18 protein-coding genes are annotated in these 25,732 nt (G+C 65.2%); 10 read left to right on the top strand and 8 right to left on the bottom strand.

The genetic code is table 11. From position 1 onward, the window contains the following. Positions 1-96 precede the first annotated feature (96 nt). Entirely contained in the window at positions 97-1,383 is a 1,287-nt protein-coding gene (locus tag FDY95_RS19100; RefSeq protein WP_138080123.1) for a fibronectin type III domain-containing protein, read from the bottom strand. Positions 1,384-1,746: 363 nt separating this feature from the next. On the opposite strand from FDY95_RS19100, the gene FDY95_RS19095 reads away from it, so the two are divergent. After that, complete coding sequence (locus FDY95_RS19095; protein WP_138080122.1) at positions 1,747-2,169, top strand: hypothetical protein; 423 nt, start codon at positions 1,747-1,749, stop codon at positions 2,167-2,169. 3 nt (positions 2,170-2,172) lie between these two features. On the opposite strand, the gene FDY95_RS19090 is transcribed toward FDY95_RS19095, so the two are convergent. Continuing rightward, entirely contained in the window at positions 2,173-3,435 is a 1,263-nt protein-coding gene (locus tag FDY95_RS19090; RefSeq protein WP_246074081.1) for a tol-pal system protein YbgF, read from the bottom strand. Between the two features lie 199 nt (positions 3,436-3,634). Here FDY95_RS19090 and FDY95_RS19085 point away from each other — a divergent pair, with 199 nt between their 5' ends. Beyond that, entirely contained in the window at positions 3,635-4,351 is a 717-nt protein-coding gene (locus FDY95_RS19085; RefSeq protein ID WP_138080121.1) for a 3-ketoacyl-ACP reductase, read from the top strand. 80 nt (positions 4,352-4,431) lie between these two features. Here FDY95_RS19085 and FDY95_RS19080 read toward each other — a convergent pair whose 3' ends face one another. Both FDY95_RS19080 and FDY95_RS19075 read right to left on the bottom strand, forming a co-directional pair. Further along, positions 4,432-4,833 (bottom strand): DoxX family membrane protein, encoded by a 402-nt coding sequence (locus FDY95_RS19080; protein WP_138080120.1) that lies wholly within the window; start codon positions 4,831-4,833, stop codon positions 4,432-4,434. 26 nt (positions 4,834-4,859) lie between these two features. After that, entirely contained in the window at positions 4,860-5,498 is a 639-nt protein-coding gene (locus FDY95_RS19075; RefSeq protein WP_138080119.1) for a flavin reductase family protein, read from the bottom strand. A gap of 307 nt (positions 5,499-5,805) precedes the next feature. Between FDY95_RS19075 and FDY95_RS26400 the strand changes: the two genes are divergently transcribed. From FDY95_RS26400 to FDY95_RS19060, 4 genes are all read left to right on the top strand, one after another. Beyond that, the gene (locus FDY95_RS26400; protein ID WP_171025749.1) at positions 5,806-5,976 is read left to right on the top strand and encodes a hypothetical protein; all 171 of its coding nucleotides are present in this window, start codon (positions 5,806-5,808) and stop codon (positions 5,974-5,976) included. A gap of 421 nt (positions 5,977-6,397) precedes the next feature. Then, positions 6,398-7,237, top strand: a complete 840-nt coding sequence (locus tag FDY95_RS19070) for an alpha/beta hydrolase (protein ID WP_138080118.1) — start codon at positions 6,398-6,400, stop codon at positions 7,235-7,237. A gap of 205 nt (positions 7,238-7,442) precedes the next feature. Beyond that, on the top strand, positions 7,443-7,886 hold the full coding sequence (locus tag FDY95_RS19065; protein ID WP_171025748.1) for a BLUF domain-containing protein: 444 nt from the start codon (positions 7,443-7,445) through the stop codon (positions 7,884-7,886). A gap of 179 nt (positions 7,887-8,065) precedes the next feature. Beyond that, complete coding sequence (locus FDY95_RS19060; RefSeq protein ID WP_246074080.1) at positions 8,066-9,868, top strand: glycoside hydrolase family 10 protein; 1,803 nt, start codon at positions 8,066-8,068, stop codon at positions 9,866-9,868. On the opposite strand, the gene FDY95_RS19055 is transcribed toward FDY95_RS19060, so the two are convergent. The 4 genes from FDY95_RS19055 to FDY95_RS19040 all read right to left on the bottom strand — a co-directional run bounded on the left by FDY95_RS19055 (position 9,854) and on the right by FDY95_RS19040 (position 16,933). After that, the gene (locus FDY95_RS19055; protein ID WP_138080115.1) at positions 9,854-10,576 is read right to left on the bottom strand and encodes a hypothetical protein; all 723 of its coding nucleotides are present in this window, start codon (positions 10,574-10,576) and stop codon (positions 9,854-9,856) included. The genes FDY95_RS19060 and FDY95_RS19055 overlap by 15 nt on opposite strands. A gap of 210 nt (positions 10,577-10,786) precedes the next feature. Beyond that, positions 10,787-12,046, bottom strand: a complete 1,260-nt coding sequence (locus FDY95_RS19050) for a hypothetical protein (protein ID WP_138080114.1) — start codon at positions 12,044-12,046, stop codon at positions 10,787-10,789. A 36-nt stretch (positions 12,047-12,082) separates the two neighbouring features. Continuing rightward, positions 12,083-13,642: a SusD/RagB family nutrient-binding outer membrane lipoprotein gene (locus tag FDY95_RS19045; RefSeq protein ID WP_138080113.1), complete on the bottom strand. Its 1,560-nt coding sequence runs from the start codon at positions 13,640-13,642 to the stop codon at positions 12,083-12,085. A gap of 120 nt (positions 13,643-13,762) precedes the next feature. After that, positions 13,763-16,933, bottom strand: a complete 3,171-nt coding sequence (locus tag FDY95_RS19040) for a SusC/RagA family TonB-linked outer membrane protein (RefSeq protein WP_138080112.1) — start codon at positions 16,931-16,933, stop codon at positions 13,763-13,765. A 354-nt stretch (positions 16,934-17,287) separates the two neighbouring features. On the opposite strand from FDY95_RS19040, the gene nagB reads away from it, so the two are divergent. From nagB to FDY95_RS19020, 4 genes are all read left to right on the top strand, one after another. Continuing rightward, positions 17,288-19,210 (top strand): glucosamine-6-phosphate deaminase, encoded by a 1,923-nt coding sequence (nagB, locus tag FDY95_RS19035; RefSeq protein WP_138080111.1) that lies wholly within the window; start codon positions 17,288-17,290, stop codon positions 19,208-19,210. A 410-nt stretch (positions 19,211-19,620) separates the two neighbouring features. After that, the gene (locus tag FDY95_RS19030; RefSeq protein ID WP_138080110.1) at positions 19,621-22,827 is read left to right on the top strand and encodes a SusC/RagA family TonB-linked outer membrane protein; all 3,207 of its coding nucleotides are present in this window, start codon (positions 19,621-19,623) and stop codon (positions 22,825-22,827) included. A gap of 30 nt (positions 22,828-22,857) precedes the next feature. Next, positions 22,858-24,177 carry a RagB/SusD family nutrient uptake outer membrane protein gene (locus FDY95_RS19025; protein ID WP_138080109.1) on the top strand — a complete coding sequence of 440 codons (1,320 nt, stop codon included), beginning with the start codon at positions 22,858-22,860 and terminating at the stop codon, positions 24,175-24,177. A gap of 243 nt (positions 24,178-24,420) precedes the next feature. Then, entirely contained in the window at positions 24,421-25,608 is a 1,188-nt protein-coding gene (locus FDY95_RS19020; RefSeq protein WP_138080108.1) for an acyltransferase family protein, read from the top strand. Positions 25,609-25,732: the final 124 nt, after the last annotated feature.

The following is a 25,732-nucleotide window of genomic DNA, read 5'->3' as shown; positions in this document are numbered from 1 at the left end:
CCGTTGGTTGCGCCGCGCTGGGCGGGTAGCCCACAAAAAAAAGCCCACCGGCGCGAGGCCGGCGGGCTAACCCAGGGTGGACGCTGGGGGGTGGTATTATTCCTGCACGAAAAACTTCTTGCTCAGCGTGCCGGTGCTGGTCACGGCCTGCACGATGTAGACCCCGCCGCCGCTGTTGCCGCGCAGCGGAATCTGCCGCGTCACGAGGCCGGTAGCGCCCTCGGGCAGGGTTTCGGTGTACACCAGGCGGCCCATGCTATCCATCACACGGAAGGCGCGGCACTGGGCGTCGGTGCGCATTTCCACGGTCAGGGCGCCGCCGTTGCCGTAGGCCTGCAGGCTCTGCTCGGCCGCGCCAGCTTGCACCGGCACAATCTGCGAGTAGGTGAAGGTGCCGTCGTGGTCGGTCTGCTTGAGGCGGTAGTAGTTCAGGCCAGCGCGCATGGTCGCGTCGAGGAAGCGGTAGTCGCGGCGAGTGGTGGAGTTGCCGGCGGCGCGCACCGTCGTCACGGCGTCAAAGCGTTTGCCGTCGATGGAGCGCTCCACCGTGAACGAGTCGGCGTCTTTCTCCTGGGCCGTTACCCAGTCGAGCTGCACCTGCCGGCCGATGTACTGGCCCGTGAAGCTGGTAAGCTGCACCGGCAGCGGCGTGCTGCGACAGGCATCGATGGTGATGTAGTCGGCTACCCGGGTGCTGCAGCTCAGGCCTTCGGTGGCGCAGCTGTTGGGCGTGCCCTGCACGCACACCCGCAGGTTGGCGCCAAACAGGCCGTTGAGGGAGCCGTTGTTGTTAGTCAGCACACAACCGCTGATCATCAGCGTGCCCGAGCCCGAAATGGTGGGGTTGCCCTGGCGCACCACCAGGTTGCCGTCGATATCGACCGTGGCGCCGGGGGCAATAACCAGGTCCGATTGGTTGGCCAGCGCGATGTTGCAGTTGGTGGTCAGCTCGGCGGTGGCGGCAATGTCAGCGTCGGCCTTGTAGAAGCTGACGCTGTTGAGGTCGAGGCGGCCGTCGAGGTCGAGGCGCACCATGTCGGCGCCCTGCTGCTGCCCGAAGTTGAGGGCGTTGGGGCTGGCCCCGTCGGTCAGCGCGCCGCTGGCCGTGATGATCAGCTTGGCGTGGTCGCCGCTGACGTTGTAATCCTGATCAAGAACAACGTTGGAGTTGATGACGATAACGTTGTCGCTGGTTTCGTTGCCGTTGCGGCTCGTCACGTTGGTGGGCACCTGGGGCCCGGAGCCGCCGCTGACGGTCCAGGTATTCGGGTCGCTCCAGTTACCCCCACCCGCACGGGAAGTGTAGGTGGTCTGGGCCTGCGCGGAGACAACAGCGGCCATGGTCAGGGCCGAAAAAGCAAAGCGGAGTATGGTCGGGTTCATGGAAGTACATGGTTAAAGGGAAATGAGGGTTGAGGTGTTGCATAATGGCGAGAGTGTGTTGATTCATTCTGGGCTTAGTACGCAGCCGCCGGCTAACAGGGTTTAGTTATTTTAACAGAATATTTCAATTTGAATATTTTAAAAATAAAATACATCATTACATTAAAACCCTGTTTATCAATACAGAGTATAAGAAACTTTGCTTTCACCCTTGGACCATATATCATCGCAATAGTTCAATTTTCATATCAATCCACAAACAGGATCAAACCGGGACAAGTGTAGCCGTAATGTGGCCTCGACCAGCCGGGACTTTAGCCAGCCTCGTTGCGTCGGCCCGGACCTGACGTGTATCTTTCCGCCATGCCCCCTCTCTCCGGTCCCGTTTCCCGCTACTACCACAACGCCGCGGCCGTTATCAGTCACCCGCTCAGCTCCGATTACCTGCACCTGGCCTGGAGCGCCGCCAAAACCAGTCCCGACGAACTGCGGGCCGTGTACGAGCAGACGCTGCGCGCCTTGCAGCACTTCGGCCTGCACAAGCTGCTCAGCGACCATAGCCAGCGCCCGCCGCTGCCGGCCGATATCGGTACCTGGATGGTGCAGGAGTGGATTCCGCGGGCGGTGCGCGAGGCAGGCTACTCGCACTGCGCGGTGGTGGAAAACCACGCGCCGCTGGGCCGGCTGGCGGCGCAGTCCATCGGTGCCCAGCTGCCGCCGGGGCTGATTACGTTCCGGTATTTCAGCACCGTGGCCGAGGCGGCCACCTGGCTGGGCGCGCAGTAGGCGCTACTTCTTGTGCTGCTTGAGGTATTCCTTGGCCTCGCGGGCTTCGCTTGATTTGCGGTCGGCCTTATCGGCTACCACGGCGAAGTAGCGGCGGGCCGTGGCCACGTCGCGGCGGTCGGCGGCGAGGCGGGCCAGGTGCAGGTTGGCCAGCAGGTAGAAGCCGGGGCCGGTTTCGCCGGTGCTTTCGGCAAAGACGATGCAGCGCTGGTAGTAATCCTGGGCCTTGGCCAGGTCGTCGTAGCGGTTTTCGTGCAGCCAGCCGAGGAAGAAAGTGGCGTAGCGCCCGCTCACGGCCTCGTAGCCGGGCAGGCCGCGGTTGAGCTTGTCGAGGATGTCGCGGCTGAGTTTTTCGCACTCGTCGTACTCGCCGCGGTTGTAGGTCACCAGGGCACAAAACCGCTCGAAATAGGCATTATCGGGGTAAGTCGCCACGAGGCTACGCGCCACCGGCAACGACGCGGCCGGGTCGTTTTCGTCGTTGTAGAGAATCTTCATCAGGAAGAACTTCGCCTCCGGCGCGGTGTAGAAGCCGTTGGCGGCCACGTTGCGCAGCTGCTGCAGGCCCAGCTGCTTGTTGCCGCGGGGGAAGAACAGCAGCACCGGGCGTAGCAGCTTGTAGTTTTCCGAAATCCAGGGCGCGTAGTAGTTCATCAGGGCCTGCCCGAAGAGAAATTCCGGGCTCAGGCCATTGGCTTCCTGGCTTTTGGCGAGGTAGTTCAGCGCCTCCTTGCTGTAGACGGTGGCCTTGCCCCAGTTGCTGCGCTCGGCGTGCAGGCGGGCCGCGAAGCCGTAGGCGGCGGAGAGGAAAAAGCAGGCTTCGTAGTTCTGGTTATCGGCCTTGTAGAGGGTTTCGGCGCGGGTAATGGCCGAGTCCATGTAGGCGAAGAACGGTCGGTCGTAGAGCTTGGTCTGCACGTTGCTGGGCACGATTTTCCACCACTGGCTCAGGCCCAGCAGAAAATACGGCATGGGGTGCTGGGGGTAGCGGCGACGCAGGGAGCGGAACTGCTTTTCGGCCCGGTCGAACTTGAAGTCGTAGAGGTTGTGCACGGCCCCGTCGAGCTCCAGCTGGATGTCCTTGTTGAGCAGCAGCCAGTTTTTGGAGTTGAGCGCGTCGGGCAGCACTTCCACGCCTTCGAGCTGGATGTTGCGCACCGGCTGCTGGCGGGTGGTATCCACCTGCGCCCGCGCGCCGCCGGCCAGTACTAGTAAGCCCAGAGTAAAGAACAACCAGAGCCCCGCGGGGCGCAGCATCGAGAGCATAGAGGAAGGGACAACGGCCGGCCGCGGAATAACGCAGCGGGAAAGCCAGCCGGTTCAGCGCAGCTAACATACGGGGCCGACGGGCTTCCGGCTGCATTATGGTCGGGCTTACGGCGAAAAGCGAGCCACGCTGGCTGAAACCCGCCGGGCCCGATTCAGTTATACAAGCTCCAACTTTTTTCATCTTCTCCCTTTTTACATGGAAAATCTGCGCGGTAAAACTGCCCTGGTAACGGGCGCCGGCCAGGGTATCGGCCGGGCCGTGGCCGTGGCGCTGGCCCAGGAAGGCGTCAACGTGGGCCTGCTGGCCCGTAGCGAGGCCCCGCTGCGCGAGCTGGCGCAGGAGCTGACGGCCCTGGGCGTGCAAACCGCCGTGGTGACGGCCGACGTGGCCGATCTGGCCGCCGTGGAAGCGGCCGTGGCGCAGGTGCAGCAGCAGCTCGGCCCCCTCGACATTCTCATCAACAACGCCGGCACGGCCGCGTTCGGCAAGTTTCTGGAGCTGACGCCCGAGGCCTGGGAAAACATCCTGCGGGTAAACGTGCTCGGCACCTACTTCACCACCCGCGCCGTGCTGCCGCAGATGATCGAGCGGCAGACGGGCGACATCGTCAACATCAGCAGCACGGCCGGGCAGCGCGGTGCGGCGGTTACCAGTGCCTACAGCGCCTCCAAGGCAGCCGTACTGGCCTTGTCGGAGTCGTTGATGCAGGAGGTGCGCAAGCACAACATCCGCGTGACGGCCCTCACGCCGAGCACCGTGGCCACCCCGCTGGCCGCCGAGCTGAAGCTCACCGACGGCAACCCCGATAAGGTGATGCAGCCCGAAGACCTGGCCGAGCTGATTGTGTCGCAGCTGAAGCTGAACCGGCGCGTGTTCGTGAAGGAAGCCGGCTTGTGGAGCACCAATCCGTAAGCGCAGCGAAGCTCCTCAAACAACGAATGCCCGGCTCTCAACCGGGCATTTGGTGTTTAAAGGGCTTCATTGACCTGGCATTACTGCGCTCTGCGGTCCAGACAAAGGCGGTTTTGGTCGGCGTGGAGCAGCAGCAGGTAGAAAAACAGTCCGTGCACGAGTTGGGTGCCGAGCGTGTCCCACTGCTCCTGCAGGCTGGTGCCAAACACCAAAGCCAGCAAAATGAGCAGCCCACCGACCAGGGCCCAGCGCGTGAGCAGCCCCAGCACGAGCAGCAGGCCCACGCTGAACTCCAGCACCGGCAGCGCGGTGGCAAAGGCGCCCACCAGCGGCCCCGGCAGCCAGGTATCGGCGAAGCTTTTCACCATGCCGGCCCGAAAAGCCGCCAGCTTGGGCAGGCGCACCAGTCCGTGCATCAGAAAATTGACGCCCATCAGCAGGCGGCCCAGAACGAAGGCGAGTTGCGCGTTGGTCAGGTTCATGGCAGAGACGTGAGCGTTCCAATCAGTTATGACGGCAGCGGCTGCGGCCCCTGCCCGGCGCGGGCATAGGCAAACCGGGCCAGCGGCTCGACGCGGTAGTAGCTGTCGAGGCCGGAGATGCACACGTCGCGGAGGGCGGCCAGGTCCAGGGTGCCGTCGGGGCGCAGGCCGGCGGGGGCCACGTACACGTGCTCGACGGCCCCGATCAGCAGCACCGTGCCGTTGAGCCGGATGGGCAGCTCTTCGACCAGCCGCAGACCGATGCTGAGCTGACTTTCGGCCACATAGGGAGCCGCAAATTCGTCGCGCCATACGGTCGTCAGGCCCACGGCGTCAAACTCCGATTCTTCCCGCGGAAAATTGGCGGAGGTGTAGTGAGCCGGGCCCACGAAATCGGCGTGCACGTGATTGAGAGTGTAGCAGCCGGTGGCCTGGATGTTCTCGTAGGTGTGGCGCGGCACGGTGGCGGGGCGCGTGACCAGGCCCAGCAGCGGCGGATCGGAGCCCAGGTGCAGGGCCGAGCTGAAAATGGCCAGATTGGTGGCGCCCGCCGCGTCGGCCGTGCCCACGAGGTTGGCCGGCTTGAAGCCGGTGACGGCGTTGACGAGATTAAGGCGGTAGAGCTTGTCGAAGCTGCGAATGTCGGCGGCGGTGAAGTGGTGCATGGAGGTGGGCTGGGGAGGTAACTGGCAGCACTACCGCCGGGCCCCGCGCAATGTTTCTACGCCAGCCGCTGAAGCAGCGCCATTTTGTTTATTGCCGGCGCCGGGTTGCCGCCGCTCCAGGTTCAACCCGTCTTCGCAAGCGAAGCAGCCGGCGTGGGCAGTTGGGGCGGCTCGTCGTGGGCAATGGGGGCTGCGGTCAAACTTCTATAAGTCTCTCGCCAACTTTCTGTATACCAAGCCGCAGCAGCGCCGTATAAGCTAGGCGTCGGCGCGCCGCTGGGGTGCGCTGGCCTCACCACTTACCGCTATGTTTAAGCAAACTGTGCCCATTCCGGCCGCTCATCAGGGTCTGCCCCCCACCCGGCCCTCCGACCCGCTCCGCTCGCCCCGTCCGCGCCGCTCGCAGCAGCCCGGCCAGGAGCCCGAGCCCGACCGCACCCAGCCCGCTTCGCAGCCTCGCTCCGGCCGCTGGTGCTAGTCCCCGCCGCTGATTCTCCGCTGAAATAGCAAGCCCGGCCCTCGTGCCGGGCTTTTTTGCGACCCGCCGGCGCATACTCCAACGCGTGCCGGCCGTCTGCGGCATCCGTCGGCGTGTTTAGCCCTGATTGCTTTCCGTTGATTGCCAGAAGCTTATTCTGCTAGCGAGTTGCACGTAAGGTCCTGATCCTGTATCTTGTAGTTTGTGCTTTTGCGCTGAAAGCCTGGTCGCTTCCGGCCCGTTACGCTTCTGCCCACGCCGGCCCACTGCGGCGCGTGTCGGCTGCCCTTCTTCTCCCCTGCCTTTTCCCACCCGCCTCTTCTGCCGGCTATCGGCGGACCGGGCTGCCATTGCGCTTTCGGCTATGGGCCGCTGAATCAAGACTCCGCTTCTTTTTTCACCCTTTACCCACGTACGCATTATGGAAAACCGCAGCACCCGCACCATCGTGTTCCTTACCGGGGCCTTCGTCAGCCACCACTGCTGGGATGAGTGGCAAGCTTACTTCGAGGCCCGCGGCTACACCTGCCTGGTCCCGCCCTGGCTCTACAAAGACGCCTCCGTGGAGGAGCTGCGCCGCCGTCACCCCGATCCGCAGCTGGCCTCGCTGCGCCTGCCGCAGCTCATCGACCACTTCGCGGGCATCATCCGCGAGCTGCCCGAGAAGCCCATTCTCATCGGCCACTCCTACGGCGGGCTGCTCACCCAGCTGCTGGTGCAGCGCGACCTGGCCGCCGCGGGCGTCGCCATCGACTCGGTGGCCCCGCAGGGCGTATTCACGTTCCGCTGGTCGTTTTACCGCGCCACTTGGGGGCCGCTGGGCTTTCTTACCGACGTGAACAAGCCCTTTATGATGTCGTTTCGGCAGTGGCAGTACGCCTTCGTCAACGGGATGCCGCTGGACGAGCAGCGCGCGGCCTACGAGCAGATTACCATTCCCGAATCCAAGCGCATCTCGCGCGACGGGCTGACCCGGGCCGCCCGCGTGGATTTCCGGCGGCCCCACGTGCCGCTGCTGCTGGTGGCCGGCGCGGCCGACCACATCATGCCCGCCTCGCTGAACTACTCCAACTACCGCCGCTACGCCCAGCACGCCGGCAGCGTCACCAATTTCAAGGAATTTGCGGGCCGCAACCACTTTACCCTGGGCCAGCCCGGCTGGCAGGAAGTGGCCGATTTCGTGCTGAGCTGGCTGCAACGGCAGGAACAGGCGCCAGCCGCCGCCGAGGCCGCTGTGACGGAGCTGGCCGGCGTCTATTGAACAAGCAGTGAAGAAGTTGCCGGGCGGCGCAAGCCGGCCATGCTCCACACGCCGGTCGGGTTGGCACAAGCTGACCGGCCGGCGCGGAAGCAGCGGGCTGCGCCGCCCAATGGCTTCTTCCGGCTCCGCCTTAGCGGTGGGCAGAGGGTCCGGCAATCAAACCCCGGCCGCTGGCAGCCGTATTCAGGGGCGGTTTTACCCGCTCATGCACCAAATTATTTACGTTAGCACCGCTACCCGGCCCTTCACCCTACCCGAGCTGCGGGAGCTGCTGCGGCACTCGCGGCTGCGCAATGCCCGGCACCACGTCACCGGCATTCTGCTCTACGACGGCGGGCGCATCACCCAGATTCTGGAAGGCGAAGAAGCGGCCGTACGCTACCTCTACGGCCAGATTGCCAAGGACCCGCGCCACCACGGCGTCATCACCCTGGCCGACGAAGCCATTCCGCACCGGCGCTTCGCGCAGTGGCACATGGCTTTTTGGGAGGAAGAAACCGACGAGCTGGCCTACGCGGCCGGCTACATTCCGCTGCAGCAGTGGGAGCTGCCGCCCGGCCGCTTCAGCGAGGAAGACGTGCTGCGCCTGGAAGCTCTGCGCTACTTCGTGCGCCCCTGGGACGATGAGGCCCCGGCCCAGGCCAGTTAGCCCGCTGCCGGTGGCGTGAGCACCGTATTTCGGCCGGGCGCTGCCGACCAAACGTCGGCGCCGGGTTGATGCCTCGGCCGCTAAGTCCGTACTTTGCAGCGGGGCCGCGCGCGGCCGGTCAGCTCGGGCCGGCGGTTGGGGCGGTTCGCGGAGTTTTGTTGATGCGTTGTCGTTTGCTTTTGAGTGCCGGATCGGCGCTGCTTGTTTCGGGTTCGGTGGGGGCGCAGCCTTCGGCCGTGGCGCCGCCGGTGAAGTCGCTTAAGGGGGCGGTCATAACCACGCCCATTCCCTCGCCTCCGCCCAAGCGCGAGCTGCGCGGGGTGTGGGTGGCCACCGTCGAGAACATCGACTGGCCCAGCCGGCGCGACCTGACGCCCGAGCAGCAGCGCCGCGAGTACCAAAAGATGCTCGACGGCCACCAGCGGGCCGGCATCAACGCCATTTTCCTGCAGGTGCGGCCCGCTTCGGATGCCTTTTACCGCAGCGCCCTGGAGCCGTGGAGCAAGTTTCTGAGTGGCCGCCAGGGCAAGGACCCGGGCTGGGACCCGCTGCCCTTCCTCGTCGACGAGGCCCACAAGCGCGGCATGGAGTTCCACGCGTGGTTCAATCCCTACCGCGCCAGCACCGACACCACCACGGCCCGCCTGGCGCCCAATCACCCCTACCGCCGCCACCCGGAGTGGTTTCTGCGCTACTCGGGCAAGCTGCTCTACAACCCCGGCCTGCCCGCCGTGCGCGCCTACATCACCGAGGTCATCGTGGACGTGGTGCACCGCTACGACATCGACGGGGTGCACTTCGACGACTACTTCTACCCCTACCCCGAGGCCCGGCAGGTCATTCACGACGAGGCCGCCTTCGCCCAGTACAACCCCGACGGGCTGAGCCTGCCCGACTGGCGCCGCCGCAACGTGAACCAGCTGGTGGAGCAGGTGCACGATGCCATCGAAGCCGAAAAGCGCTGGGTAAAGTTCGGCATTTCGCCCTTCGGGGTGTGGATGAACAGCAACGAGGACCCCGAGGGCTCCGACACGCGCGCCTTCCAGGGCCACACCGGCCTTTACGCCGACGCCCGCGAGTGGCTGCGCCAGGGCTGGGTCGACTACGTGCTGCCGCAGCTGTACTGGAGCACCAACTTCCGCGCCGCCTCCTACGCCACCCTGCTGGAGTGGTGGAGCCGCAACCGCTACGACCGGCACCTCTACATCGGGCAGGGCGCCTACCGGATGCTGGAAAGCACCAAGTCGGACACAACCTGGCGCAACCCGCGGGAGCTGCCGCGGCAGGTGCGCCTGAACCGCTCCTACCCGCAGGACATCAGCGGTAGTGTGTTCTTTTCGGGCAAGTCGGTGCTGAGCAACCCGCTCAAAACCACCGACTCGCTGCGCCAGAACCTGTTTCAGTACCCGGCCCTGCTGCCCACCATGCCTTGGAAAGACGCCGTGCCCCCGCGCTCGGTGCAGCAGCTCACGCTCACGCGCGGCGGCGGGCCCGTCACGCTGCTGTGGCAGCCCGGCCCGGCGGCCGCCGACGGTGACTCGGCGGCTGCCTACGTCATCTACCGCTTCGCCCGCGGCGAGCAGCCCACGCCCGACGACCCGCGCCACATCCTCGCCATCCGGCCCAGCAGCCGGCGCGGCAACGAGGCGTTCGTGGACACGGCCGCCCGCTACGGCACCGAGTACGCCTACTACGTGACGGCGCTGGACCGCCTGCACAACGAAAGTGGCCCCTTGCGCGTGACGACCATCGGCTCGGTGGCCGGCCCCGTCATTGCCCGCGCCGAACCGCCCGCTACGCCCCTGCCGACCACGCCCGACCCCAACGCCACGCCCGCCGTGACCTTGCCCGCGACGGTAACCAAGGAGCGGCCCGGCATGACCAAAACCACGACGGAAGGCAACAACATCAGCATCAAGACCAAAACCAAGCAGCCGGCGAAGAAGAAAAAGGGCTTCTTTCGGCGGCTATTTGGCCGTTGAGCCACCTACACGGCTGCTTTGGCGCAGCAGCCAGCCGGCCAGCCCGTGGGTGCGGTTGGCTTCGCGGTGGAGCCAGAAGCGGTACTGGTCCGGCGCCTGCGCTTCGAGCAGCCAAACAGCGCCATCGAAGCCGTCGTTGATATCGGCTGACACCCCGGAACGACTCGGTAACGCGCCGATCAGCAACGGGCGTAGCTGCCGCCATTCGGTATCGGTCAGTGAGAAGGTGGTGTCGCAGGCCAAGCGCGGCGGCTGCCGAATCCAAGCTCCGTAGGCGCGCTGTTCAGCCGTGGTAGAAGTGTCGCGGCGAATGACGCGCCCGTTGGCGTCGCGCATGACGGGCGGCGGAGGCGGGGCGGCGTTAGGCCCACCGATGCGGCTGTGCCGGTCGAGTTGCTGAATCCGCAACCAAACCCGGCCCGGCGGCAGTTCGCGCACGGTGAAGAGCGTGGTGTAGTCGAACCCACTGTCGCGCAACGCCCGCCAGGTACGCCCCGGCTGGGGAACATTGGCTAGCACTGGCGCGCGGAAATAGTACAGTTCACCTCCCAAATGATTCAGCGGCCAGGGCCGGGCATCCCGCCGGCCGTTGCTTTCGTCGGTGTAGTAGTAGAGCGAATCAGCCGCGGGCAGGTAGAACGTGAGCGAGTCGCGGGGCCGGCCCTGCGCATCCGACACAGCGGGGTTGCGGGGGAAAATATAAGCCACCGCAGGCGTAGTCGTACGCCACCAGGCAGGCGGCGGGACAGGTTCGGCGGCCCCGCCACAACTGGAAGCAGCGAGGTATAAGCAGGCGTAGAGCATAAAGCCGAAGAAACGAGAAGAGCAGCTTTTCCATTGCCGAGCCCGAAGCCTAAACACAAAACCGCCGCCCGGAATAGCTTCCGGGCGGCGGTTGAGACAGACAAGCGGGTGCGGCTACAGCAGCTTGTACTCGAATTTCAGGCGTGAGATGGCGCCGTTGGTGCCGGGTCGCACGCCGGTCACGCGCAGCAACATAAACTCCGCCCCGCGCACCCGAATCAGGAACACGTCGTTCACGGCTACGTCCGAGATGGAAGTGACCTGGGAAGTAGTACCCGCCTGGTAGTAGCGACGCGCCACGGCGTTTACCGTGGCGGTGTTGTAAAACTGCACGGAGTTTTCGGCGGCCGGCAGGCGGAAGATGCGCGTGGTGTTGGCCGTGCCGTTGCCCGCGTTCAGCGTCACCGAAGTACCGCTAAAGCTCAGGTACAGGTCCTTGTTGGCCGCGGCCGCAGCGGCCGTTTCGTTCAGGCCGGTGCGCAGGTTGAAGGCCAGCGAATCTGTGTTGGCACCCAGGCCGGCGCTGATGCTGCGGTTGGTGCGCGTCTGGCTGAACACCGAAGGCGCTACCACCGTCACGGTTCCCGTCACCGAAGCCGTTTGCTGAATGGCGTAGCTGACAAAGCGGAACGCGACCTGCTGGCCCGGGGTAGCCGTGTTCGGCACCGTCACGTCGACGGTGCGGGTGGCGGCGGCGCCGGTGCTCAAGCGCACCGAACCAATACGCGTCTCGGGGCCGTTGCCCACCTTCACGAAATAGGCGAGGCTGTCGAGCGTCTTGAACAGCGGGGCGCTGCTGCCGGCGGCGGGAATGACGTTAATCCCGTTCTCGTTCAGAATCAACGAGTAGGTGATAATGTCGCCGGGGGCCTGCCGGGTCGCGTCCAGGCCGTTGCGGTACGTGGCAGGCGTGGCCGAAAACTTGATAGCCGGTGCGTTAGCCACGTTGTAGGACACGCGGCGCACGCGGCGGTTGCCGTCCTTGAAGTTCACGATGACGTCCAGACGCATGGCGCGCTGGTTGGGCAGGCCCGTCGGCACGGTGTACGTGACCACCTGCGACTGCGCCCGCGTCGTTTCGTTATAGGTGAAGCTCGGCGCGATGGTCGCTACCACACCGGAATCAAGGCGGGCATTCACCTGGTATAGCTGAATGTTGTCGACCTGCTCGGGGCTCGAGGTCGATACTTCCAGGTTCACCACCTCGCCCGAGGCGTACTTCGCCACCACCGGGATGGTATTGGTGATGAAGGCCAGCCCGTTGTTGTCCACCGCCGCCTGCGGGGTGGTATCGTCTTCTTTTTCGCAGGCCGTCAGCAGGGCCAAGGCCCCCAGGCCCGGCAGCAGCAGCCTCAACATAGAGTTCTTATTCATACAGCAGAAGTCAAAAAGGGAAGAAAAGGGCGCCGCTTAGGGCTGGTCCCACCACATGGGTTTGATGATGTAGTCGGGGGCGTTGCCACCCACTTTATTGATTTCCACCGGGTTGTACTGCACTTCCGTGGCCCCCGGCAACAGGCGGCGCGGCCAGCGCAGCTTGGCGTCGGTCTGGCCGGCCAGCACTTGGTTTACCGCCGTGCCAAAGGGGTACGCCAGGTTCACGTAGATGTCGGAACGGAAATCGTAGCGGCGCATGTCCGACCACGTTTCCGGGTTCAGGAACATGGCAATGTACTTCTGCTCCATGATGCGGCGCTCCGTCAACTCGCCTTCGTTCTGAGCCACGGCGCTGCTGGCCAGGTACTGATCGATCTGCACCGGGGTGATGACGGGGAAGGTCACGGCCGGCGAGGCGTTGGAGCCACCTACCCCAATCTTGTTCATGTGCGCCCGGATGCCTTCGCGGTAGGCCGCCAGCGCCCGGCTTTTGTTGCCGGCTTTGAAGGCGGCTTCGGCCTCGATAAACTTCAGCTCGTGGTAGGTAATGACCTCGAAGTAGCCCAGGTCGCGGGCGTACCAGCTGCTGTAGAAGTCGGTCACGTTGCCGGTGAGCGTGGTGGCTGGCCCGCCGCCGCGGCCCGGGTCGATGCCGGTGCTGCTGGCCGCGCTGGTCATGATGACGTAGCGCGGGTCAATCACCCCAGGGTACGTGGTGCCGTTGAGGTACTTCACGATGTTGGCCGAGAAGGTGGCCGTCCCGAAGTTGGCGCGGGTGGTACCGAAGATGTTGGTGGTGCCGGTGAGCGGGGCCACCGCCACTTGGTACTGCAGCTGCGCGTCGTCGGCGGTGCCCGTAAAGGCCTTATCCACGTGGCTCAGCGTCACGCTGGGGTCGTAGTTGGCTTTCTTGGTGAGGTGGTTGTACTGGCGCGCCTTCAGGGCGTAGGCCAGCCGGATCCACTTCTGCACGTCGCCGCGGTAGAGAATGTCGCCGCTGGGCGTGGGCGCGGCCGAGTAGAGGGGGCGCAGGTTGGCCGAGGCCGGCTTCTGCATTTCCACCACGCCCTCGTCGATCAGCTGGAAAATGGTGGCGTAGATCTGCTCCTGCGAATCGTACTTGGGCGTGTAGTTCTCGGCCCCTTTGAAGGCCTCCGAGTACGGAATGTCGCCCAGCATGTCGGTGGCATGGCTCAGAATCAGGGCCATCATGATCTTGCCGGCGCCCACGTAGTAGGGCGAGCCTTCCTCCTGCGCCTGCCGAATCATCGGGTTGATGTTGCTCCCCGAGTAGAAGTAGGTGTAGTTGAAGGTATTGGTGCTCTGCGCATTGGTGAAGTTAAACTGGTCGTTGCCGCCCGAATTGGCGGTACGGCTCACCACGTACTGCGTGATGTAGGGCACACGCAGGGCCGTGAACATCTGCGTCTGAAAGCCCTGGGCAATGATGTTGGGCAGCAGGTAGTTCGGCGTGGCCTCGCTGGGCGTGTTCGGGTCGGTGTTCACGTCGAGAAACTTCTCACAAGACGTGAGCGTCCCGGTGAGCGTTCCGCCGCCGATGAGCAGCCCGAGAAAGAGAAGGTATTTTTTCATCAGTTGGATTGCTTGTTGGAATGAGAGGGGTAGCTGAGGAGCAAATGAGTTGACCGGCTCTAAAAGTTCAGGACATCGGGCCCCGCAGGTCCGGCTACTCAGCCATCAGCCGCTCATCAATTAAAAATTCACCCGCAGGCTCATGTCCACCCCGCGGGTAGCGGGCACGCTGCCGTAGTCGAAGCCGCCCGAACCGCCGCCGCGCACGCCGGCTCCGGCCGACGCCGTTTCCGGGTCGACGCCGGAATAGTTGGTGAACAGCAGCAGGTTGCGGCCGGTCACGCCCAGCTCCACGCCCTTCACAAAGGTGCCCTGCAGCCAGGCCGACGGCACGCTGTACGTGAGGGTCGCGTAGCGCAGGCGCGCCCAGGAGCCGTCCTCGATGAAGGCTTCGCCTACCACGCCCAGGATGTTGCGGTAGTAGTTCTGGCTTTTCTCCACCTGCCGCGAGTTGGTCGTTTCGGTGGCCACGATGCTGCCGTCGGCGTTGGTTTTGATGGAGCCGTTAGGGTTCAGGTCGGCCAGCACCCCGTCGAACACCACCAGGGCGCCCCGGTCGGAGGTGCGAGCGGCCAGGCCGCTGCGCGTGGCGAACCAGTCGTTGCCATTGACCACCTTACCGCCCTTGCGGAAGTCCCACATAAAGTTGAAGGACAGCCCTTTGTAGCTGAGCGTATTGGTAATCTGGGTGGTGAATTTCGGGGCCCGGTCACCGGCGTAGGTAAACAGCGCGTTTGGAATGGGGTAGCCCGTGTTCGGGTTGATGATGAGCTTGCCGTCGGCGTTGCGCTGCCAGGTGCTGGCCCCGATGGACTGCAGCGAGCGGCCCGGGAAGGCCCCGCCCTCGGCGTAATCAATCACAAACGCGTCGGACTGGTACACCACCGTCAGCACCGAAGGCAGTTCCACGGTGCGGCTGCGGTTGTGGAAGAAGTTGGCCAGGATATCCCAGCTGAAGCCGCCGGCATTCTTGATCGGCGAACCGGTCAGGGCCACTTCGATGCCCTTGTTCTCCACCGTGCCGCCGTTGATGTACTGCAGGATAAAGTTGGAGGCCTGGCTGACGCGCGGGGCAATCAGCTGGTCGCGGGTGCGCGAGATGTAGTAGGCCGCGTCGACGCCCAGGCGGTTCTGGAAGAACTGCAGGTCCACGCCGAACTCGGTGGAGCGGGTGCGCTCGGGCTTGAGCAGGCGGTTCGATCCAAAGAAGCCGTTGCGGTAGCCCCCGCCGATGTAGGTGGCCGTAGCCAGGGGCGAGTCCACGCGGTAGGGGCCGGTGTCCTTGCCCACCTCGGCCACCGAGGCGCGCAGCTTGCCGTAGCTCAGCACCGGGTTCTGGCCGAGCCCGAGGACCCGGGTAAACTCCCAGCCCGCGGCGGCCGAGCCGTAGCCGAAGCCCTTGCCGAAGTTCTTGTTCTTATCCGGCCGCGGCAGCGTCGACGACATGTCGTAGCGTCCCTGCAACTCCAGGCTCACCTGGTCGAGCACCATCACGTTCAGGCGGGCGAAGTTGCCCACCAGGCGGCGCGTGGTGTAGCGCTGCAGGGCGTTGCGGGTAGCCGTGTTGTTGATGCTCACGAAGTTGGGCGTCAAGAACGTGGTACCGAGCACGTCCAGGGCCTCGGCCTTGTTCTGCTCCACCGTGTTGCCGAGCACCAGCGAGCCGCTCAGGTTTTCGCCGAAGTTGTGGCGCAGCGTGGCCAGGAAGTTGGAGGTCAGCACCCGCACCGACGTCGTGGTTTCCGACACGGCTCCGTTCTGGTTGTCGCGCTGCGAGGTGCCCACGGCGCGCACCGACCGGTCGCGCTGGGTGTAGAAGTCGTTGCCGAGGTTGTAGCTGATGGTGGCCCACTTCGTCGGGTCGTAGCTCAGCTGCGCGTTGCCGATGATGCGGTTGGTGCGGCTGGTCTGCGGGTTGAACTTGGCGGCCCAGTACGGGTTGTCCGCGTCCGCGTCGGAGCCCGAGCCGTTGAAGGCGGCCAGCAGGCGGCGGCGCGAGCCGTCCGGGTTCAGGTACACCGTGGCGTCGTCGTTGAGGGGCCAGTTCAGCAGGCTGAGCAGGAAACCGCCCGAGCTGCCGCCCGAGGTGGTGAGCAGGCCCGGGCCCTGAATCGGCACGGTGCTGCCCGAGTTGATGTAGTTGGCCGAGCCGGTGGCCGTGAACTTGGGCGAGAGCTGCATGTTGCCCGAGATGCGCACCGAGCTCTTGTCGTACTTGCTTTCGGGCACCACGCCGGTGCTGCGCTGGTGTGCCGCCGACACGAAGAACGACGCCTTGTCGGACCCGCCCTGCATGGTCAGGTAGTTTTGCCAGGACTTGCCCTTCCGGAAGAAGTTGCCCAGGTTGTCGTAGACGGGCTGATCGGCCGCGAAGCGCGGCCCCCACGACATGCGCGTGGTGTTGTCGTACACGCCGTCGGTGCCCTGCTGAAACTCGCGCTGCAGCTTGGGCAGGCGGTTCACCTCGTCCACCGAAAACTGCGTGCGGTAGTTGATGCTGGTGCGCCCGGCGGTGCCTTTCTTGGTAGTGATGACCACGGCCCCGTTGGCGGCGCGCAGGCCGTAGAGGGCCGCGGCGGCCGGGCCTTTCAGCACCGAAATGGTGGCAATGTCCTCGGGGTTGATGTCGGCGGCGCGGTTGGTAGAGGCCGCCGAGCGGCCCAGCAGGCCGTTGAACTGCGAACCGCCGCCCGGGGCCGTCGACTCCACGAAGGACGAGTTGTCCATGATGATGCCGTCGATGACGAACAGCGGCTGGTTGTCGCCGTCGAGCGAGTTGCCGCCGCGGATGACGATGCTGGCGCCCTCGCCCGGGGCCCCGCCCGAGCTGTTGATCTGCACGCCGGCGACTTTGCCCTGCAGGGCATTGACGATGTTGGTCTGGCGCGAGTCGATGATGTCTTTAGCCGACACCTGCTGCACGGCGTAGTTCAGCTCGCGGCGCTCCTGCTTGATGCCGAAGGCCGTTACCACCACTTCGTCGATGCTCTTGGTATCGGCCGCCAGCGCCACGTCGAGGCTGCTGCTGCTGCCCACGGCCCGCTCCACCGAGGTGTAGCCGATAAAGCTGAAGACCAGCGTCGCACCCTCGGGCACCTGCAGCGAAAAGCGGCCGTCGGAGCCGGTTTGCGCGCCGGTGGTGCCACCTTTCACCACCACGTTCACCCCGGGCAGGGGCGAGCGGTCGGCGGCGGCCGTCACCGTGCCGGTGACGGTGCGCGTTTGCTGGGCCAGGGCCGGCTGCGCCAGCGCGAGGCCGGGCAGGGCTAAGGTCCATAGAAGTTTTGTCATTGAAATAGGGAAAAGTGTGGGAGAAAAAGGGCCAAAACAGAACGCGCGCCGCTATATAGCGGCGCGCGGATGCAAATTCAGGCTGGGAGGGAACAAAGTGCAGACCAAGAGGCAAAAGACTGACATATAGGAGAAATCAGCGGTGAAAGAAGCTGCTGTTGCCGTCTAAATTGCCCCAGATGGTGCTAAAAATAGCATCTTTTGGCTGTAAAGCGGGATTAAAGTTAACCGCAGCACCCGCACAAGTCAAGGTCCGGGCCGGGGGCAAACTTTGCAGGGTGCAAGTTGACAGCCGCTGGCAAAAGCCATTACCTTGGCGCCTCCCTCCCACGTTCTTAAAACCCCGCCCCGCCTATGCACCCCGTCGCCAGCGCCGAGCGCGTCCCCGTCCAGGTTTACCCCGATTCCGAGCTGGCCTCCGTGGCCGTGGCCCGGCAGATTGCCGACCTCATCCGCGACCGGGCCGCCGCGGGCCGCCCCGCCGTGCTCGGGCTGGCCACCGGCTCCACGCCCACCCGCGTGTACGAGGAGCTGGTGCGCCTGCACCAGCAGGAAGGCTTGAGCTTTGCCAACGTCGTCACCTTCAACCTCGACGAGTACTTTCCCATGCAGCCCGATTCGCTGCAGAGCTACGTGCGCTTCATGCACGAGTACCTCTTCGACCACATCGACATCCCGGCCCAGAATGTGCACATCCCGGACGGCACCGTGCGGCCCGAGGACGTGAACGAGTACTGCCGCCGCTACGAGGAGCAGATCGAGCAGGCCGGCGGCATCGATCTGCAGCTGCTCGGCATCGGGCGCACCGGCCACATCGGCTTCAACGAGCCCGGCTCCGGCGCCCAGTCGCGCACCCGCCTCATCACCCTCGACCACATCACCCGCACCGACGCGGCCTCCGACTTCTACGGCGAGGAAAACGTGCCGCGCCGGGCCCTCACGATGGGCGTGGGCACCATTCTCGACGCCCGCCAGATCATCATGATGGCCTGGGGCGAGGGCAAGGCCGCCGTGGTGAAGCGCACGGTGGAGGGCGAGCCGACCGACTCGGTGCCCGCCACTTACCTGCAGCGCCACCCCGCCGTGCAGGTGGTGCTCGATGAGGCCGCCGCCGCCGAGCTGACGCGCCGCAAAACGCCCTGGCTGGCCGGGTTGCCCAGCAACTGGCAGGACGCGGCCACCGTGCGCAAGGCCGTGACCTGGCTGGCCCGCACCCTGCCCAAGCCCATTCTCAAGCTCACCGACGCGGACTACAACGAAAACGGCCTCTCCGACCTGCTGGCCACCTCCGAGTCGCAGGCCTACGGGCTGAACATTCGCGTGTTCAACGAGCTGCAGCACACCATCACCGGCTGGCCCGGCGGCAAGCCCAACGCCGACGACACCTACCGCCCCGAGCGCGCCGCGCCCTTTCCCAAGCGCGTGCTCCTCTTCTCGCCCCACCCCGACGACGACGTCATTTCGATGGGCGGCACCCTGCTGCGCCTTGTCGACCAGGGCCACGAGGTGCACGTGGCCTACCAGACCTCCGGCAACATTGCCGTGTTCGACGACGAGGCCATCCGCTTCGCCGATTTTGTGGCCGACTACGACCAGGCCCTGCGCCTGCCGGGCGAGCAGCCCGCCGAGCAGATGTACCAGCGCGTGTCGGAGTTTCTGACCAACAAGGCCCCCGGGCAGGTCGATTCGGCGGAGGTGCAGCAGATCAAGGGATTGATCCGGCGCGGCGAGGCCAAAAGCGCCCTGCGCCTGGCTGGCCTCGACCCCGAAACCCGCGCCCACTTCCTCGACCTGCCCTTCTACGAAACCGGCCGGGTGCGCAAGAAGCCCCTGGGCGAGGAAGACATCCAGATTACCATCGACCTGCTGAACCGCATCCGGCCCCAGCAGATCTACGCCGCCGGCGACCTGTCGGACCCGCACGGCACGCACCGGGTGTGTTTGGCGGCCATCATGCAGGCCGTGCAGCGCCTGAAGGCCCAGGGCACCGACTGGCTGCAGGACTGCTGGGTGTGGCTGTACCGCGGCGCCTGGCAGGAGTGGGACATCGACCAGATCGAAATGGCCGTGCCCCTCTCGCCCCAGGAGCTGACACGCAAGCGCCGGGCCATTTTCAAGCACCAGTCGCAGAAGGACCGGCCGCTGTTTCCCGGGGCCGACCAGCGCGAGTTCTGGCAGCGGGCCGAGGAGCGCAACCGCACCACGGCCAAGATTTACGACCAACTGGGCCTGCCCGAATACGAGGGCATCGAGGCCTTCGTGCGCTGGCAGTACTAGGCCTTGAATGAGCGTCCTGCTGAGCCCCGCGAAGCATCTCTACCGCTTCGTTGCTCGGTAGAGATGCTTCGCGGGGCTCAGCAGGACGCTCTAGTTTTCTGACCTGACCAGGCAATTCCTGAGCTTGCCGCCACTGTTTCGCGGCCGTCAACACCTCGTTGGCGGCCGCGAAATGTTTTTGGCGAGTTTGTCGGGTGGAACATGCCAAATTCCATTTTGGCGTGGCCTTACGTGCTTTTCCGCGGCCTACGGGCCTTTTTCGGGCGGAAGCAAACGCTCATGCGTCGGGGCCGCTGCTGTGTAGTAGCACCCTGGAAAGGACCAAGGCGGCTGATTGCATTTTCATAGACGAAAAAATTGCATATTAACCTAACGTTCCCCGATTTCCCACCTTCCATTCCCTATCTACCATGCAGCACACCTACTCGCTGCCAAAGCACTGGTTGCTTTGGGGTTGTTTATTGCCCTGCGCGCTACCGATTCGGCCTGCCGTGGCCCAGGTCAGCACCCAGCAGGCCTACACCCTACAGGGGCGCGTCGTGGACGAGCGCGGGCAAGGGCTGCCCGGCACGACGGTCGTTATCGGCGGCACCTCGCAGGGCGCCAGCACCGACGCCGAGGGCAACTACTCGTTCACGGCCCAGGTGGCGCCGGGCACCTACACCCTGCGGTTTTCGACCGTGGGCTACCAGGGCCAGAGCCGCAGCGTGACGCTGGGCAGCGCTACCGCGGTAAGCACCAACGTGACGCTGAGCGAGTCGCGCCAGACGCTGAACGACGTGGTGGTGGTCGGCTCCACCATCACGGCCACCCGGCGCGAGCTGGGCAACACCATCAACACCGTCTCGGGGCGGGAGCTGGAACTGAGCGGCACTGGCGGCACGCTCAACTCGCTGCAGGGCAAGCTGCCCGGGGCGCAGGTGGTGCAAAACTCCGGCGACCCGGCCGGTTCGGTATCGGTGCGCCTGCGCGGCATTAAGTCGCTGTCGGGCCCGTCGGACCCGCTCTACGTCATCGACGGGGTCATCGTGAGCAACAACAGCACCAACGTGTCGCAGCTGGCGGCGGCCAACGACATCGGCTCGGCCAACCCGGGCCAGAACCGCCTGGCCGACATCAACCCCAACGACATCGAGAGCATCAACGTGATTCCGGGCGCGGCGGCGGCGGCGCAGTACGGCTCGCGGGCTTCCAACGGGGTGGTGCTCATCACTACCAAGCGCGGCAAATCCGGGCAGACGCGCGTATCGGCCTACACCAGCTTCTCCATCAACGAGCTGCGCAAGTCGGTGCCGGTGAACACCTACGGCAGCCAGTTCGGCTTTGAGTCTTTGCGACTCTATACCATCGGCGGATTGACGCCGGCGCAGGTGGCCGCCAATCCCGGCACTACCACCATCGGCATCGTGCGGGCGGGTAGCACCACGCAGCTGGCCTCCAACCAGGTGCCGGTGACGCGCTACAACTACTTCGACGAGATTTTCCGGCGCGGCTACGGCACCGACAACGGCGTGTCGATATCGGGCGGCTCGGAGCGCACGCAGGGGCTGGTGTCGCTGGGCTACTTCAAGAACCAGGGCATCATCAAGGGCACCGACTTCACCCGCTACAACCTGCGCGCCCGCGTCGACCACCGCCTGAGCGACTGGGCGAAGATTTCGGCCGGGGTGGCGTACAGCAACTCCGGGGCCAACGAAAAGGCCAACGGCAACGTGTTCTACAGCCCGATCAACTCGGTCAACATCACCAACAACATCTACGACATCCGGCGCCGCGACGCCAACGGCGACCTGCTGGCCGTGGAGCCCACCCGCGTCAACCCGCTCTCGACCATCGAGGACATGAAGTTCACCCAGCGCATCAACCGCGCCATCAGCGACGTGCAGGTAAACCTGACGCCGCTGAAGAACTTCTCCATCGACTACGTGTTCGGGGCCGACACCTACGGCCAGGCCGGGCAAAACTACATCCGCCCCTACCCCTACCAGGCCGTGGCCGGCCTGCCGCTGGCCCGCTACCCGCAGGGCTTCGCGGCCGACGCCAACAACAACTTCCTGCAGCTCAACTCCGACCTCAACCTGGGTTACAACCGGCAGCTTACGGAGGCGCTGAAGGTGACGCTGCTGGCGGGTTATAGCTACCAGTACCAACGGTCGGAAATATCGCGCACCCAGGGGCAGCAGTTGTCACCATTTATTTCCACCATTTCGGGCGCGCAAACCTCGATCGGGTCCCGCTACGAGCTAAGCCAGTACAACCTGAGCGGCGTGTATTTGCAGGGCAACGTGGGCTTCCAGAACCTGCTCTTCGTGACGGCGGCCATCCGCCGCGACCGGTCGTCCCTGTTTGCCCCCTCGCAAACCAACCAGTACTATCCCAAGGTCAGCGGCTCCTTGGTGTTGTCGGACCTGAGCACCTGGCAGAACGCGGCCTTCGCCAAAACCTTTAACAGCCTGAAGCTGCGGGCCAGCTACGGCGCCTCGGGCAACCTGACCGGCATCGGGCCCTACGACCGGTTTGGCCTGCTGAACCCGATACCGTACCAGGGGCGCGCCACCTTCTCGCCCAGCACCACGCTGCCCAACCGCGACGTGCGCCCCGAGCGCATGAAGGAGCTGGAAGGCGGGGTGGATCTGGGCTTCTTCGACGACCGGATTACGCTGAGCGCCACCGCCTACCGCCAGCGCATCACCGACCTGGTGCTGCGCCGGCTGATTGCTACCTCGCGCGGGGGTTCGGACATCTTCGAGAACATCGGCAGCATGCAGAACCGCGGCCTGGAGCTGCAGCTGACCACCGTGCCGGTGCGCAACAACAACTTCACGTGGAGCATCACCGCCATTTACAGCCGCAACCGTAACAAGGTGGTGAACCTGGTTGGCTCCTCGGCCATCGAAATTCTCAACGTGGCCGGGGCGCCCTCCTACCTGCTCAACGGGCAGCCGGCCAGCGTGTTCTACGGCTCGGGCTACGCCCGCAACCCCGACGGCTCCCTGCTGCTCACGCCCGTCGTGAACGGGGTGGGCGGCTTCCCGCAGGACGAGCGCACCGTGGGCACCCAGGGCACCGGCTCGCTGGCCTTCACGCCCGACCGCTCCGGGGCCGACGGCCAGCCCAACCCCAACAGCCCGGTGGCCAACCTGCTCATCGGGGACCCCAACCCCGACTGGACCGGCTCCTTGTCGACCAGTTTTTCCTACAAGAAGCTGAGTTTGCGGGTGCTGCTGGACGCGGTGCAGGGCGTGGACGTGTTCAACGCCGACTACCGCACCCGGCAGGGCGTGGGCCTGGGCGAAGTGGCCGAGCAGGAGCTGCGCGGCGAGCTGCCCCGCGGCTACATCTTCGCCGTGTACAACACCCAGGAATTCCGCATCGACAACGGCTCGTTCGTGAAGCTGCGCGAAACGGCCCTGACCTACACCCTGCCTTCGTTTAGCAAGCACGTGCAGGACGTGAACGTGTCCTTGGTGGGGCGCAACCTCTACTCCTGGGACGACTACAAGGGCTTCGACCCCGAAACCAGCGCCGGCGGGGCCTCCGACCTGCTGCGCGGCATCGATTTCGGCAACGTGCCCATTCCGCGCACTTACCAGCTGCGTTTGTCGGCTAATTTCTAAGGCCGCGGCCACCCTTCATCCGGTATTCCCATGAAAAAGATATTTCTGCTGCTCGCCGCTGCCGCGCTCACGCTGGGCAGCTGCGACAAAGAATTCACCAACCCCAGCGCCGCAACCGAAGCGCAGGTGCTGACTTCTTCCGACGGCCTCATTGCCGTGTGCAACTCGCTGGCGGCGCGCTACAGCACCGGCGGCGCGCTGAGCCTGCTCTACAACACGGTGGCGGCCGGCGGCCTGACCACCCGCGAGCAACTCGTGCTCAACGTGGGCAACATCGACGAGTTCAACGTGAGCCAGGGCGCCGGCAACGTGACCAACTCCAACGCCGTGGTGCGCAACCTCTGGAACCAGGCGCAGCTGATTCGGGCCAACGCCGACCTGGTGCTGCAAAACGCCAACAACGCCCCCGACGCCGCCACGCGCAGCGGCATTATCGGCTTTGCCTCGGTGTTCCGGGCCCTGGCCTTGGGCAACCTGGCCCAGTTCTTCGAGCAGGCCCCGCTCACCACGCAGATCAACGCGCCGTTTGTGCCCCGCCTGCAGCTGCTGCAATCGGCCGTCAGTCAGCTGGAAACCGCCGAAGCCGCGCTGCTGGCCAACCCGCCCTCGGCCGACTTCAACGGCAAGATCGTGCCCGGCGTGGATTTGCTTAACACGGTGCGGGCGCTCATTGCCCGCTACAGCCTGCTTGCCGGCGACTACGACAAGGCCCTGGCCGCCGCCGGCCGCGTAGACCTGACGCGCCGCTCGGTGCTCAACTTCGACGAGGTGACGCGCAACGCCGTGTTTGAGTGGGCCTACGGCAACCGCAACGTCATCGAGCCGACCGACGCCAACCTGGGCCTGCCCGCGGCGCTGGCGCCCGAGGCCGGCGACCGGCGCATTCCCTTCTACGTGCGCCTGACGCCTACCAGCACCCAAAACCGCGGCCTGGGCTTCTACTCGGCTTCCGCGGCGCCCGTGCCGCTGTACGTGCCCGGCGAGATGCTGCTGATTCGGGCCGAAGCCTACGCCCGCAAGAACGACCTGCCCAACGCCGTGACCGAGCTGAACCGCGTGCGCACCAGCAACGCTGCCGCTACCGTCAACTCCAGCAACCTGCCCACCGCGCCTCCCGGCGCGGGCCTGGCAGCTTACGCCGGCGCGCAAACCCAGGACGCCATCCTGCTCGACATCTACCGGCAGCGGCAAGTGGAACTGGCCTTCCAGGGCTTCCGCCTCGAAGACAGCCGCCGCTTTGGCCGCCCTGGCCCTGGTATCACCGGTGCCGAGCGCAACCGCAACTTCCTGCCCTACCCGCGGGGCGAACGGGAAAACAACTCCTCCACGCCCGCCGACCCGGCCATTTAGCGCGGTTCGCGCGGCCGTATACCAGCCCGATTAAGCTGGCGCGAGCCGCCCGACCAAGCGCCACCAGAACCACACGCGCCTGCTTACTTAAGCGCAGCTGTCGGCCGGCGCAATGGTGCCACGGCTTTTCGGTCGTGGCACCACTATTTTTAGGCCGCTGCTTCCGCAAAGCACCGTTACCGGCCGCCCCGGCGTCGCGGTGCCGCGGCCCGAAGCGGCCCCGTCCCTTTCCCGCTCCCGCCCATGCAATCCACCACCCAGGCCGCCGAAGCCACCACCCACACCCAGCCGCTGGCCGAAGCCTCGCAGCCGGGCCGCCTCGTCTCGCTCGACGTGTTCCGCGGCCTCACCGTCATGGCCATGATTCTGGTGAACAACCCCGGCGACTGGGGCCATATCTACGAGCCGCTGGAGCACGCGCCCTGGAACGGCTGCACCCCGACCGACCTGATTTTCCCCTTTTTCCTCTTCATCGTGGGCGTGTCGTTGGTCTACGCGCTGGATGGGGTGAAACAGCGCCAGGAGCCGCTGGGCCCCACGCTGCTGCGGGTGGCGCGGCGGGCGGCGCTGCTATTTGGGCTGGGCCTCATTCTCTCGCTCTACCCGAAGTTCGACTTCGCGACGGTGCGCGTTCTGGGCGTGCTGCAGCGCATCGGGCTGGTGTTTTTCGCCTGCTCGGCCTTGTTTCTGACCACCTCGCGCCGCACCCAGCTCTGGGCGCTGGCCGGCCTGCTCATCGGCTACAACGTGCTGCTGCAGCTGGTGCCCGCGCCCGGTTACGCCAGCGCCGAGCTGCTGCCCGGCCACGACCTCGGCGCCTGGCTCGACCGCACTCTGCTCACCTCAGCCCACCTCTGGAAAGTCAGCAAAACCTGGGACCCCGAAGGCCTGCTGAGCACCCTGCCCGCCGTGGGCACCGGGCTGCTGGGCGTCGTCACGGCGCAATGGCTGCGGCGCCGCGACGTGCAGCCGGCCGAGAAAGTGGTGTGGCTGTTCATCGACGGCACCCTGCTCATCGTGCTGGGCCTGATCTGGAACAGCTGGTTTCCCGTCAACAAAAGCCTCTGGACCAGCTCCTACGTGCTCTACACCGGTGGCATGGCCGTGAGCGGGCTGGCCCTGCTCTACTGGATTTGCGACGTGCAGGGCTGGCGCGGCTGGATCAAGCCCTTCCTCGTCTACGGCGTCAACGCCATTACCGTGTTTTTCCTCTCGGGCCTGATTCCGCGCACGCTCAACCTCATCCGCATGCCCGACCCCACGGGCAAAGCCGCCGACACCGGCCTGAAAGAGTGGCTGTACCAGACCCTGTTCGTGCCCGTGTTTGCCGATCCGCGCAATGCTTCCCTGGCCGGGGCCCTGGTCCTGGTGCTGATCTGGCTGGGCATTTTGTGGTGGATGTACAGCCGCCGCATCATCATCAAGGTCTGACCACGGATTGGCTACACCGAACTTCGTTTCGACGGATTTTTCGGATTGCACGGATTTGGGGGACGATGTTCCCTGCTGCGTGCCGTGCGCCGTATAGTTGCCCCTACCGATATTTTTGCCGGTG

The sequence above is a fragment of the Hymenobacter jeollabukensis genome (genome assembly GCF_005771675.1).
Classification (GTDB): domain Bacteria; phylum Bacteroidota; class Bacteroidia; order Cytophagales; family Hymenobacteraceae; genus Solirubrum; species Solirubrum jeollabukense.
Note: the sequence above shows the minus strand (reverse complement) of the source record. Positions and strands in the feature narration are given on the sequence as shown.